This window comes from Brevibacillus sp. AG (genome assembly GCF_028369215.1).
Taxonomy (GTDB): domain Bacteria; phylum Bacillota; class Bacilli; order Brevibacillales; family Brevibacillaceae; genus Brevibacillus; species Brevibacillus porteri.
Genome location: NZ_JAQMYO010000008.1, coordinates 365,097 through 378,272, shown reverse-complemented (window position 1 = coordinate 378,272; position 13,176 = coordinate 365,097). Strand labels below are relative to the sequence as shown.

Genomic DNA, 13,176 nt, shown 5'->3' with positions numbered 1-13,176 from the left:
GGCCCTGGTCCTAAAGCAGAATCCGCCCGAGGTCTGAGCAAAAAACAACCTCCCGTCCGTGTTATACAGCTTGGCTGATCCCTTAAAATAAGGCCATAAGAGGAAAACATTGGATAGGGAGAGAGATCAAAATGAGAAAACAAAAGTGGATGATGATGGGAATTACAGCAGTTGTTTGTTCAGCGATGTTCGTGCCAGGGGCGTTTGCCAAAGACAAAGATGACTCATATTCCGTGACGTCTTCTATCTTCGCGCCTGGTCCGTACTCGGCTCCAGTAGTCCAGAAAACAGATGCGGTGACAGGCACGCAAACAGCAGGAAGTGCGTTTACTTTCGCTCCAATTGTAAACGAAAAAGAAGAAAACTAATGGGCTTCAAGCATCCGTACAGGATGCTTTTTATTTGGAAAAAGTGGATGTAATCCTCAAGTCTGAGAAAAAAACAATCTTTCGTCCGTGTCGAGCAGACTCCCCAATGCCATACAATAAAAAGCGTTACAGGAAAACATTGGATAGGGAGAGAGACATAGATGAGAAAACAAAAATGGATGATGATGGGTGTAACAGCGGTAGTCTGTTCAGCGATGTTCGTGCCAGGAGCGTTTGCGAAAGACAAGGATGATTCTTACTCGGTGCAGCCTTCCTTCGTAAGCCCAGGTTCATATGCGATACCAACCGTTCAAACGGTTCAAGTAACCGATGCCAAAAAGACGCAACAAATCGGCCCTTCGTTTATTTTCGCCCCGGCTGTAAACGAAAAAGATGAAAAATAAAGCAGCAGAAAGCTGTCAGACCCTGTCTGGCGGCTTTTTTTCTGTGAAAAACGCCTCCACGTTTTTCATAAAAGTGGATGTGACCGTTTGGTTTGGGCGAGTTGGATATAGGTGGACGATGCGCCACTTCCAGTCACTAGGCATATGATGGTGGGTGAATCCTAGCAAGAGAGGAGCTTCGCTGATGAGCAATCGCCAGAAAATGGCGGATGAGGAAATACAGGAATGGGCAAGCCGACTGGAAGGTCAAGCGCCGCAGGACGTGCTTGTGAACGCCGTGGAAAACTATACAGCCAGTCTGATCCTAGCTGCCAGCTTTGGCGCTGAAGATGTCATATTAATCGACATGCTGCACAAATTAGCTCCCACTATTCCTGTATTTTACCTCGATACCAACATTCATTTTGCTGAAACGTATGATACGCGTGACAAGCTGCAAGCCAGATACGGCACGACATTCATTCAAGTGCAGCCACAGTTGACGTTAGCCGAGCAGGCAGAAAAACACGGAGACAAACTGTGGGAGAGGGAACCGAATCTTTGCTGCGAGATTCGGAAGGTAGAGCCGTTAAAGCGCGTCCTGTCCAACTATCAGGCGTGGATTACGGGCATTCGCCGCGAGCAATCACCTACCCGAGCAAATACCAAAAAAGTGGAGTGGGACGAAAAATTCAACCTGGTTAAATTCAATCCGCTAGCAGATTGGACGGAGGCCCAGGTGTGGGAATATATCCATGCGCATGATGTCCCTTACAATCCATTGCACGACCGGAACTATCCAAGCATTGGCTGCCGAGTATGCACGCGCGCTGTCATGCCTGGCCAAGACTCTCGGTCGGGACGGTGGGCTGGCTTCGAAAAGACCGAATGCGGTCTGCACAAATGAACAGTGCAGGAGGGAAAGATGTGAAGCAAACCATCTTGCTGCACGGGATCAAAAAAGCCATTATCGTGGACAAATGGACCCTGTCGGACATCGAATGTCTTGCTATCGGAGCATTTTCGCCGCTGGCTGGATTCATGGAAGAGGCGGATTACCACACGGTCGTGGAAACGATGCGTCTAGCCAATGGAACGGTTTGGCCGTTGCCAGTGACATTGGCTGTCGATGTAGATGAGCACGACGATCTTGTACCCGGCGACAGGATTCTGTTACGTGGGGAAGATGGAGTGGACTATGCGATTTTGCAGGTGAAAAGCTGCTTTGTGCCAGATAAAATGCGTGAGGCAGAGCTCGTTTTTCGCACGGTGGATCTCGCTCACCCTGGTGTGAAAAAGCTGTTCGAAAAGCCAAACCTATACGTGGGTGGGCCTGTAGAAATACTGCAAAAGCCTAAGCCTGAGCGCTTCTCTGATTTGTATTTGACGCCGGCAGAAACGAGAGAAAGATTTCGAGAAAATGGCTGGCAAACGGTGGTTGGTTTCCAAACGCGCAATCCCGTTCACCGGGCGCATGAATATATTCAAAAGGCGGCATTAGAGATTGTCGATGGCCTTTTTCTCAACCCATTGATGGGGGAAACGAAATCAGACGATGTTCCTGCACAAGTACGAATGAAAAGCTATCTCACCCTTCTCGAAAATTACTATCCGCACAACCGTGTACTGCTCGGCGCTTTTCCGGCTGCCATGCGATATGCAGGTCCGCGTGAGGCGGTCTTCCACGCATTGGTACGAAAAAATTACGGTTGTACACACTTTATCGTCGGCCGCGATCACGCAGGGGTAGGTGATTACTACGGCACGTATGATGCGCAACACATCTTTTCCGAGTTTGTCCCAGGTGAGCTCGGTATCCAGCTGCTCTTTTTTGAGCACAGCTTTTACTGCAAGGCATGCCAAGGGATGGCAACGACCAAAACCTGCCCGCATGACAAAGAATCTCATATGACCTTATCGGGAACAAAAGTGAGGGAAATGTTGAGAAACGGGATCACGCCACCTCTGGAATTTACACGTCCGGAAGTCGCAACGATTTTGATAGAGGGATTGAAATCCCCGCAATAAAACGGAACCGAAAAAACAGGAGAGGGACGGCAATGCCGTTCTTTTTCCGATGCAAAAACTGGACGAGTTTTCCTTTTCTTGTATCCGCTTTCACGCAAAAACCGCGCTGTAAAGCCATTTCCAACTGAGCATTCGTTCGGACGAAAGTCCAGTAAAATCTTTTTGTTTTCGTTGACACCCCCTAGGTGCCTAGCTATAATCAGACGTAACACTTTATTCTGACAACAACAATATTGAAAATATTGTTTTAATAGTAGGCCATGACGAGGATGGTGCGCGTTACCCCTTTTACAGAGAGCCCTGATGCTGAGAAACGGGTATAGGGTATGTCGCATTGCTCACCTCTGAGCCGTTTTGCTGAAACTTGCCTTGCAGGTAGTAGGCCAAACCGCTTAACACCCGTTAACGTGTTACAGTCCACATTTGCTGTGACTGGCTGAGATCGGCTGACCGTGAGGCGCCGATAAAGTTGGGTGGTACCGCGAACCCTTTCGCCCCAAAAGACATGGAAATAAAACCGTGTCGGGGCGAAAGGGTTTTTCTATGTGTCTATAGTTATTTTCAATACCTGTTGAGAATTGGGAGGAGGAGAGGTCAATGAGTGTTGAAATGGCCGAATTGCAGAAAAAGAACGGCATTCCACCGATTCAGTTCGGGGAAGAAGTGACAGGAGCAGAAACGCTGCTGCGCTGTTTGATCCTGGAGCAGGTCGAATACATTTTCGGCTATCCAGGCGGGGCGGTTCTCCCCATTTATGACTCCTTGTACGGGAGCTACTTCAAGCACATTTTGACTCGCCACGAGCAAGGTGCTATCCACGCTGCTGATGGATATGCCCGAGCGACAGGCAAACCGGGTGTATGTATCGCTACTTCCGGTCCGGGAGCAACGAACCTCGTAACGGGGATTGCAACCGCTCAGATGGACTCGGTTCCGCTGGTCTGCATCACAGGTAACGTGGCACAGTCGCTGATTGGTACCGACGCGTTCCAAGAAGCGAACATTACGGGAATTACCATCCCGATTACGAAGCACAGCTACTTTGTCCGCGACATTCGCGATCTTCCACGGATGGTGAAGGAAGCTTTCCACATCGCGACAACCGGTCGTCCGGGCCCAGTATTGATCGACATTCCCAAAGACGTCGCCAATGCGAAGGCACCATTTACCTACCCGGATCAAGTGGAGATTCGCGGCTACCGCGCTTCACTCGTACCAAGCGACGAAGAAGTACAAGAGTTTGTCAAAGCCGTTAGCGAAGCGAAGCGTCCAGTCATTTTGGCGGGCGGGGGAATCATTGCAGCTCAAGCAGAGAAAGAATTGCGCGACTTTGCAGAAAAAACACGCATCCCGGTGATCAACACCTTCATGGGATTGGGCGGTTTCCCTGGAACACACGAGTTGTCGCTGGCAATGCCAGGGATGCACGGAAATTACACAGCCAACCAAGCGCTCTTGAATGCGGATTGTGTGATTGGTCTGGGAGCACGCTTTGATGATCGGATCACGATGGGACGCACGAAGGAGTTCGCACCAAAAGCACGCATCGTACATGTCGACATCGATCCAGCAGAGCTGGGGAAAAACGTTGAGACAGCCGTCACAGTAGCGGGCGACGTGAAGAGCACGCTGGCAAAAGCAATTCCGCTCGCAAAAGCTTGTGATTCGGAAGCGTGGATCAGCCAGTTGAAAGAGTGGCGAGAACAATATCCGTACAAGTACAAAAAAGATGGCGACATATTGAAGCCACAAGCAGTCATTGAACTCTTGTACAACTCCACAGATGGGGAAGCGATCGTCACAACAGACGTTGGACAACACCAGATGTGGACAGCTCAATACTATAAGTTCAAGCACCCGCGCTCCTTTATTTCTTCCGGTGGTCTCGGCACGATGGGCTTTGGCTTTCCGGCAGCAATTGGCGCACAGATCGCTCACCCGGATCGCACGGTAATCTCCGTCGTTGGGGATGGCGGATTCCAGATGACCAACCAGGAGCTGGCAATCGTCTCCCAATACAACATTCCGGTCAAAGTAGCGATTGTAAACAACCAGTGCTTGGGAATGGTTCGTCAATGGCAGGAGCTCTTCTACGATAATCGCTACAGCCAAATCGATCTGACCTGCAGCCCAGATTTTGTCAAGCTGGCGGAAGCATATGGCGTAAAAGGCTTGCGAGCAAGCACGCCGGAAGAAGCCGAAGCAGTTTGGGCAGAAGCGCTTGCGCATGATGGACCAGTCGTGGTGGACTTCCGCGTTGCACAGGAAGAAAACGTATATCCGATGGTTGCATCAGGCAACACACTAGATCAGATGGAATTGGGGGACGATTAGGATGCAGCGACATACCATTTCCGTACTCGTCAACGACCAACCAGGCGTTTTGACCAGAGTGGCGACACTGTTCGGCCAGCGTGGCTTCAACATCGACAGCATTACGGTGGGAGGCACGGAAGAACAGGGGCTGTCCCGGATGATCATTACAACCGGGGGAGATGACCGCCAAATCAATCAGCTCATGAAGCAATTGCACAAGCTGATCGATGTCATCTCCGTCACGAATCTCAGTGAGAACCCTTTTGTATCACGGGAACTGGCGCTGATTAAAGTGACGGCATCGCCTAGCCAGCTGGCAGAGTTAAACGGAATTGTCGAGCCGTTCCGTGCCGCGATCGTTGATGTGGGTCCTAGCTCACTGATCGTGCAAGTAACGGGTGACACCGAAAAGATTGATGCGCTACTCGTACTATTACAAAGCTACGGCGTTATTGAACTGACAAGAACGGGTTCAGTAGCGATGGCGCGCAGTATTGTTCCAGCAACAGCCGCAGCAACGGTTTAAATTGCCAAATTTCAGAATAAAAATTCAAACTAAACATTTTTAGGGAGGCTATACAAATGGTAAAAATGTATTATGAAGCAGACGTAAAACAAGAGGTACTGCGTGGAAAAACAATTGCAATCATCGGCTACGGTAGCCAAGGTCATGCACAAGCACAAAACCTGCGCGACAGCGGTTATAAAGTAGTTGTTGGTCTTCGTCCAGGTAAATCTTGGGATGTAGCAGCAAAAGACGGTTTTGAAGTTTTGACTGTAGCAGAAGCAACCAAACGCGCTGACGTGGTTCAAATCCTGATGCCAGATGAGCGTCAAGCACAAGTATACCGCGACGAGATCGCGCCAAACCTGAAATCCGGCGCTGCCCTGTGCTTCTCTCACGGATTCAACATCCACTACGCGCAAATCGTGCCACCAGCTGATGTAGACGTAATCATGGCTGCTCCAAAAAGCCCGGGTCACCTCGTTCGCCGCGTATACCAAGAAGGCTTTGGTGTACCTGGTCTGATCGCGATCTACCAAGATGCGACTGGCAATGCGAAAGACCTTGCACTCGCCTATTCCAGCGGTATCGGTTGCACAAAAGCAGGCGTAATCGAAACATCTTTCCGTGAAGAGACAGAAACAGACCTGTTCGGTGAGCAAGCAGTATTGTGCGGTGGAGCAAGTGAGCTGGTAAAAGCAGGCTTCGATACATTGGTGGAAGCAGGTTATGCTCCTGAGATCGCCTACTTCGAGTGCTTGCATGAGCTGAAGCTGATCGTTGACCTGATGTACGAGGGTGGTTTGGCTCGTATGCGCTACTCCATCAGTGACACTGCTGAGTACGGTGACTACAGCACAGGTCGTCGCATCATCACAGATGAAACTCGCAAAGAAATGAAAAAAGTACTGGCTGAAATCCAAGACGGTACATTCGCTCGCAATTGGATCTTGGAAAACCAAGCAAACCGTCCTGGCTTCACTTCCCGTCGTCGTCTGGAATCCGAGCATGGCATCGAGGTAGTAGGAGAGCAGCTGCGTGGCATGATGTCTTGGATCAACAAAGATACGAAAAAAGAAGAAGCGAAAATCGGCCAATAATTGCCGTATACAAAATCTATATATAATGTAGGGAAAAATGTGGAGGTGAAAAGTTCATGCGGACCATTGAGATTTTTGATACGACACTGCGTGATGGGGAGCAGTCTCCGGGCGTCAATATTAGCACGAACGAAAAGGTGGAGATCGCCCTTCAACTCGAGAAGCTGGGCGTAAACAGAATTGAGGCGGGCTTCGCTGCTGCCTCCCCTGGTGACCAAAAGTCTGTGGCCGAAGTTGCAAAACGGGTGAAGAATGCAACCGTCGTCAGTCTGGCTCGCGCCGTAAAAGACGACATGGATAAGGCATACGAAGCGCTTCGCAACGCACAAAACGCTTCCCTCCACGTCTTTCTCGCAACATCTCCGATTCACCGTCAGTTCAAGCTGAACATGAGCAAGGAAGAAGTCCTTGCTCGGGCGGTGGAAGCAGTTACTTATGCGAAAAAGTACTTTACGGAAGTTCAGTTTTCCGCAGAGGATGCGGCGCGTACCGAGATCGACTTTTTGGCAGAGGTTGTAGAGGCGGTCATCAAGGCAGGGGCTACTACGGTAAATATTCCAGATACGGTTGGCTACATGACGCCGTATCAGTACGGAAACATTTTCCGTGAGCTGAAAAAACGCGTGCCTTCTACCGATCTGATTCGTCTGAGCTGCCATTGCCACGATGACCTCGGGATGGCAGTCGCCAACAGTCTCGCTGCAGTCGAGGGTGGAGCTACCCAAGTTGAGGGCACCATCAATGGAATAGGAGAGCGCGCTGGAAATGCTGCTCTGGAAGAAGTAGCGCTTGCATTGGAGACGCGCAAGGATTACTACCAGGCGACGACCAAGCTGAATTTGAAAGAAATCGCACGGACCAGCCAGCTAGTGAGCCGTTTGACAGGGATGATCGTGCCAGGGAATAAAGCAGTCGTGGGGGCAAATGCTTTTGCGCACGAGTCCGGTATTCACCAGGATGGTGTGTTAAAAGAAGTCACCACGTACGAAATTATCCGTCCGGAATCGGTCGGCTTCAAGTCAAACAAACTGGTTCTTGGCAAGCACTCTGGGCGCCATGCTTTCAAGGAAAAGCTGGTTGATCTGGGCTATCACTTGGAGCAAGAAGAGGTAAATGTAGCGTTTGCAGCGTTCAAAGTATTGTGCGACAAGAAGAAAGAAATCACGGATGACGACATTCTCGCTCTGGTAGACTCCAAGATGGTTCGCGGACCAGAAGCATTCCAGCTGGAATCCGTACAGCTCGCTTACGGCAACATTTCCGTTCCGACAGCGAGTGTGCGACTGGTTCGTGCCGACGGATCAGTATGCGAAGAAGCCGCATGTGGAAATGGATCGGTTGATTCCATCTACAAAGCGATTGACCGCGCTACTGGAGAAGAAGTCTCCCTCGTCGATTACAAAATCCTTTCCGTTACTCACGGACAAGATGCGCTGGGTGAAGTGTTCGTTCGTCTACAGCAGGGCGATCTGATCGTTACCGGCCGCGGCGTGAGCACAGATGTGCTAGAAGCGAGCGCGATCGCCTACGTAAGGGCAGTGAACAAGATCATGGAGCGTCGTGGCGAACCTACGCCTGTCAGTGCAACGATATAAAGATAGGTCAAATGTGGATAGGATCATAGGAACCAGCAGCGTTCGGAAACCATTACGTATAGAAAAGGGATAAACGATGAAGAAAAACTATCGCATCGCCGTTCTTTCTGGAGACGGTATTGGACCAGAAATCATGCAGGAAGCGGTCAAAGTCCTTACACTCGTAGGGGAACTTGAAGGAGTCACTTTTACATGTGAAGAAGGCCGGATCGGTGGTATCGCAATCGATACGGATGGAACACCGTTGCCAGAAGAAACGGTAACGCTGGCAAAGCAAGCGGATGCTGTGCTCTTAGGAGCTGTTGGCGGACCGAAGTGGGACCAGAATCCTGGGAATCTTCGCCCAGAAACAGGGCTGCTCGGCATTCGCAAAGCACTCGGGTTGTTTGCGAACATTCGCCCAGCTACCATGCACAGCTCCCTGGTCGATGCTTCCTCCCTCAAGCCAGAAGTCGTTTCTGGCGTTGACTTGATCGTTGTACGTGAACTGACCGGGGGGATCTATTTCGGTGAGAAAAAACGCTATGACGGTCCAAACGGTGAAGTCGCAGAAGATCAGTGCATCTATCATGAAGCAGAAGTCGAGCGAATCATTCGAGTCGGTTTCGATATTGCGCGCAAACGCCAAAAGCGTCTCGTATCTGTAGATAAGGCGAACGTCCTCGAAAGCTCCCGCCTCTGGCGCAAGGTAGCCGAGCGAGTAGCGGCGGACTATCCAGATGTAGAGCTGTCTCACCAGTTGGTAGACTCCTGCGCGATGCAACTCGTACGTGAACCAAAGCAGTTTGACGTCATCGTGACGGAAAACATGTTCGGAGACATCTTGAGCGATCAGGCAGCGATGCTGACGGGTTCGATTGGGATGCTGTCCTCGGCGAGTTTGGCAGCAGGCAGTTTTGGCCTGTATGAACCGGTTCATGGCTCTGCCCCTGACATTGCTGGAAAAGGCATTGCCAATCCGCTGGCAACCATTTTGTCCGTAGCGATGATGCTTCGTCTCTCGCTCGGTATGGATGAAGCGGCAGCAGCAGTGGAAAACGCAGTTTGGTCCGTACTGGAAGCAGGACATCGCACTGGCGATATCGCGGCAGATAGAAGCAAAGCGATTGGTACAATCGAGATGGGCCAACTGGTTCGCGACGAGCTGTCCAAACAGTGGCAAAAACAATAAATCATACAAAACGAAACCCTGCCAAAGTCCTTCGGGTGCTTTGGCAGGGTTTTCTCCATTTTTATACGGTTTATCCGATCGTGATCTTCCCTTTCGGATAGCGGAAGTATTCCTTTTGTTTGCGCTGTGCGAGGGCAAAGGCAATCGTGAGTGGTCCCACCCGACCAGCAAACATCGTCAATACGATCAGCGTTTTTCCGATCGGAGTCAGATGAGGGGTCAGCCCCATGGATAGTCCAGTCGTAGCAAACGCGGAAGTGACCTCGAACAGGATCATTTCGAATCGGGCGGTTGTCTCCGTAATCGAGAGCACCATCGTCATGACAAGTACAATGGACAGAGCGATCATGGTCAGCGTCAGTGATTTGTAGACCATGTGAGGCAGGATGCGTTGGCGGAAGAAAATGACATCTTCTTTTCCTTTAATTTGGGCGATAACAGCACCAATCAGTGTGGCAAAGGTCGTCGTCTTAATTCCGCCTCCCGTTGAGCCCGGAGATGCACCGATGAACATCAGGATAATAATGAGGAAAAGTGAAGACTGATACATATCCCCGATATTCAATGTGTTCGAACCTGCCGTACGAGGTGTAACCGACTGATAAAAGGAGCCAAGCACTTTGCCCATCATGGAAAGGGGCTGCAAGGTCTTCGGATTGTTGTACTCCAAAATGAAGATAAGCACGGTCCCAGCCGTAATCAAGAGACCGGTTGTTGCCAATACCACTTTCGTATGTAAAGACAGGCGACGGGTTTGACGATAATCGTATAACTCACTCACAACAATGAAACCAATACCACCAAGAATGATCATCAAACAGACGACTAGATTGACGAGCAGATCATCTACATAAGCTGTTAAGCTGGCGAAATCGCCCATCAGGTCAAATCCAGCGTTATTAAAATTAGAAATCGCATGGAAAAAGCCGAAGTAGATCGCCTTTGACAGAGGAAAGTCAAAGGCAAAACGAATAGAGAGAAGCACTCCACCTATAAACTCAGTGACGGCAGTAAAAATCAAAATCATTTTAGCTAAACGTACGACCCCTTCTATCGATATCTGATTCAGTGATTCTTGAAGGATGAGCCGTTCACGCAATGAGATTTTTTTACGCATAATCAGTGCGAAAAAGGTAGCGAATGTCATAAAGCCAAGTCCGCCAATTTGGATGAGCGACAAAATGACGAGCTGACCAAAGGTAGTAAAGGTCGTTCCAGTATCGACGACAACCAAGCCTGTTACACACGTAGCAGAGGTGGCCGTAAACAGAGCATCCAGCCAATGCAGGCCAAGTCCATCAACGGTAGAGACCGGGAGTGTCAAAAGCAGCGCACCCAGGAAAATAATCAAGGCAAACCCAAGTACAAGCGTTTTTGGTGGATCAAGGTGAAGCTTTTCTACGATTTTTTTAATCATAGCAGGTTATACCTCGGCTTTTTTCGAGTCTTGTGTATGAGAAGAAGGGAAATCCATCTCTTAGTATGGCATTTCCCTTGGAAAACTTACCGAAGAAGAGCAGCGCCCAATCGGTGAAGCCAATGTTTCAACTCTCGCTCTTCCAATGGAGCAAGCGGGAAACGGACAGCCGGGCAGCGCAGAATATCGTCAGGCTCATCCGCTACGCGAAAGGCATGGCCGCCTGTCAGCTCGAGACCTTCCTCCCGAAGAATAGCGACGACTCTCTCTTCCTGTTCGGTTGCTCTTGCGGTTGGCGTGCCCCATTTGATCCATGTATTTAAGCCGCCTGTGATGGGGAACATCCGCGCATGATCGGGGAGTGCTTGCCGTCTTTCTTGCCAGAGTCGCAGGAAGCGGGCTTGGAACAGGGCACGTCGATCTGCAAGGAACTCTTCATAAAACCAAGGATCATCAAGGAGTTGAACGGCTGCCTCTACGACGAGCAGAGAAGGTTCCGCTCCGGTCATGGAAACAAGCTGGCTGTAGCGCTCCAATTCATCATCCGATAAATCAGAGGGAAGCATCAACACGCCCAATTGCAGGTCGCGAGCCAGTGTTTTGGACAAAGAATGCAAATAGTAGACCTCAATAGAGTTTTTTGCCTGCGCAGCCATGTGGTACAGTGGAACGCTCGGCTCTTCAAACCAGAGGTCGCCATAATGGTCGTTTTCAATCAGACGTACGTTATGATTATGTGCCCATTCGAGCAGCTCTTCCTTTCGTTTCAATGAATAGCTGATGCCCGTTGGGAATTGGTAATGCGGGTTAATCAACAGCCAATTGGCGGGGTAATGCTCCTGCTCTTCATTGAGGGCTTGAATACAGACGCCTTCTTCATCCATGCGAATCGGGCGAACCGTAATACCACACTGGCTCAGTAAGCGCAGGAATACGGGATAGCTATACTCCTCCACATAGACGACATCGCGCGCATTCATGATGCGCTGTGCTAAAAAGGCGAAGCCGCTCGTGCTTCTGTTAAAAAGCAGAAGTCGTTCAGGTGAGGGTGGCAGTCCTCTGCGGCTGAGATGATCAGCGAAAACTTTGGCAGCCTGCGTTCGCATGATTTTCTTCTTCGCGGACGGTTCATCCAATACGGTCAGGCTCTCATAAAAAGCACCACGCAAACGCTTCACCAGCTCTTCGCTTGGACGAGGAGAGGAATCAGCCAGGGAAGCAATCGGAATATCTGTGAGCGGGAGGCGATTTTCCAAACGAGCTTCTTTGGCAAGCTGCGTCAAGTAATAGCCTTTACCGTGCACAGCTTCCAGCCAGCCTTCCAGCGCAAGATGATCGTACGCTTTTTTGACCGTCTCCAACGAGCAGCCGCTAATTGTCTTCATATCTCGCAGCGATATCAATTGTTGTCCATCTACAAGAAAGGCACCACGCAGAATTGCTGTTTTTAATTGTTCAGCGAGTTGTACATAGATTGGTGTGTGCGATTGTTTGTGGAAATGAAAAGAAAAATAAGGTCGCTCTGGCATTCGCGCACGCCTCCTTGTCTGTCGAAAAAATAGCAGTCATCAGCATTATATAGGAAAGCGAAGCATCTCGGGTATAGGGAGTGAAGAAATTGTTGCCGGAACGACGAGGGTATTGGAAACCCGAACATGGTATCATGAGAAAAAGATATATATTGAAGAAATGAGGAAATTACGGATGAGTACGCAGGAACACAAGGCGCTAGCGCCCAAGCAAGTCACATGCATGGTCATTACCGTTTCCGATACTCGGACAGAGGATACAGATAAAAGCGGTCAGTTAATGAAGCAGCTTCTGACTGAAGCCGGTCACAGCGTTGCTCTTTATCAAATTGTAAAGGACGAGCCTGAACAGGTCATTGCGGCGATTGAAGCGGGAATCGCACATGGCGACGTTCAAGTCATTCTTCTCAATGGCGGTACTGGCATTTCGCCAAGAGACAATACCTTTGAGGCTGTTTCTGGCTTGCTTGATAAGGAAATGCCGGGATTTGGCGAGCTGTTTCGGATGTTGAGCTTTACAGAAGACATCGGTTCCGCAGCGATGCTCAGTCGTGCGATTGCGGGGACACGGAAAGGGAAGATGATTTTTTCCACACCAGGCTCGACAGGTGCGGTGCGATTGGCGATGAATCGGTTGATCGTGCCAGAGCTGGGGCATGTGGTGCGCGAATTAAATCGGTAACCATTCGGGTTCAGCAACCTTGTAACCGGATGGATTTGCCGTTAGTAGTCTCGTATGGTACTGTTACGAAAGGATAAAGATC

The 13,176-nt window shown here is 49.9% G+C and carries 12 protein-coding genes; 10 read left to right on the top strand and 2 right to left on the bottom strand.

Going from position 1 to position 13,176, the window contains the following annotated elements; all coding sequences use genetic code 11:
- Positions 1–131 precede the first annotated feature (131 nt).
- The 9 genes from POF51_RS22965 (at position 132) to leuB (ending at position 9,466) form a co-directional block, all read left to right on the top strand.
- The gene (locus POF51_RS22965; protein WP_069845580.1) at positions 132–368 is read left to right on the top strand and encodes a hypothetical protein; all 237 of its coding nucleotides are present in this window, start codon (positions 132–134) and stop codon (positions 366–368) included.
- 161 nt (positions 369–529) lie between these two features.
- Positions 530–772, top strand: a complete 243-nt coding sequence (locus tag POF51_RS22960; protein WP_069845579.1) for a hypothetical protein — start codon at positions 530–532, stop codon at positions 770–772.
- Positions 773–956: 184 nt separating this feature from the next.
- On the top strand, positions 957–1,658 hold the full coding sequence (locus tag POF51_RS22955) for a phosphoadenylyl-sulfate reductase (protein ID WP_069845578.1): 702 nt from the start codon (positions 957–959) through the stop codon (positions 1,656–1,658).
- Complete coding sequence (sat, locus tag POF51_RS22950; protein ID WP_069845577.1) at positions 1,640–2,779, top strand: sulfate adenylyltransferase; 1,140 nt, start codon at positions 1,640–1,642, stop codon at positions 2,777–2,779. The genes POF51_RS22955 and sat overlap by 19 nt, the downstream gene beginning before the upstream one ends.
- 597 nt (positions 2,780–3,376) lie before the next feature.
- The gene (gene ilvB, locus POF51_RS22945) at positions 3,377–5,113 is read left to right on the top strand and encodes a biosynthetic-type acetolactate synthase large subunit (RefSeq protein ID WP_069845576.1); all 1,737 of its coding nucleotides are present in this window, start codon (positions 3,377–3,379) and stop codon (positions 5,111–5,113) included.
- Position 5,114: 1 nt separating this feature from the next.
- Complete coding sequence (ilvN, locus tag POF51_RS22940) at positions 5,115–5,621, top strand: acetolactate synthase small subunit (protein ID WP_017251040.1); 507 nt, start codon at positions 5,115–5,117, stop codon at positions 5,619–5,621.
- Positions 5,622–5,677: 56 nt separating this feature from the next.
- The gene (gene ilvC / locus POF51_RS22935; protein WP_007728552.1) at positions 5,678–6,700 is read left to right on the top strand and encodes a ketol-acid reductoisomerase; all 1,023 of its coding nucleotides are present in this window, start codon (positions 5,678–5,680) and stop codon (positions 6,698–6,700) included.
- 56 nt (positions 6,701–6,756) lie between these two features.
- Positions 6,757–8,295, top strand: a complete 1,539-nt coding sequence (locus POF51_RS22930) for a 2-isopropylmalate synthase (RefSeq protein ID WP_017251041.1) — start codon at positions 6,757–6,759, stop codon at positions 8,293–8,295.
- 76 nt (positions 8,296–8,371) lie between these two features.
- Positions 8,372–9,466 (top strand): 3-isopropylmalate dehydrogenase, encoded by a 1,095-nt coding sequence (leuB, locus tag POF51_RS22925; RefSeq protein ID WP_271756176.1) that lies wholly within the window; start codon positions 8,372–8,374, stop codon positions 9,464–9,466.
- 70 nt (positions 9,467–9,536) lie between these two features.
- Here the strand turns inward: leuB and POF51_RS22920 are convergent, their stop codons facing one another.
- Both POF51_RS22920 and POF51_RS22915 read right to left on the bottom strand, forming a co-directional pair.
- Positions 9,537–10,883, bottom strand: a complete 1,347-nt coding sequence (locus POF51_RS22920) for a TrkH family potassium uptake protein (RefSeq protein WP_069845574.1) — start codon at positions 10,881–10,883, stop codon at positions 9,537–9,539.
- Between the two features lie 86 nt (positions 10,884–10,969).
- Positions 10,970–12,412 carry an aminotransferase-like domain-containing protein gene (locus tag POF51_RS22915; RefSeq protein ID WP_069845573.1) on the bottom strand — a complete coding sequence of 481 codons (1,443 nt, stop codon included), beginning with the start codon at positions 12,410–12,412 and terminating at the stop codon, positions 10,970–10,972.
- A gap of 175 nt (positions 12,413–12,587) precedes the next feature.
- On the opposite strand from POF51_RS22915, the gene POF51_RS22910 reads away from it, so the two are divergent.
- A complete protein-coding gene (locus tag POF51_RS22910) occupies positions 12,588–13,094 on the top strand; it encodes a MogA/MoaB family molybdenum cofactor biosynthesis protein (protein WP_069845572.1) in 507 nt (168 codons plus the stop codon).
- The last annotated feature ends 82 nt before the right edge of the window (positions 13,095–13,176 follow it).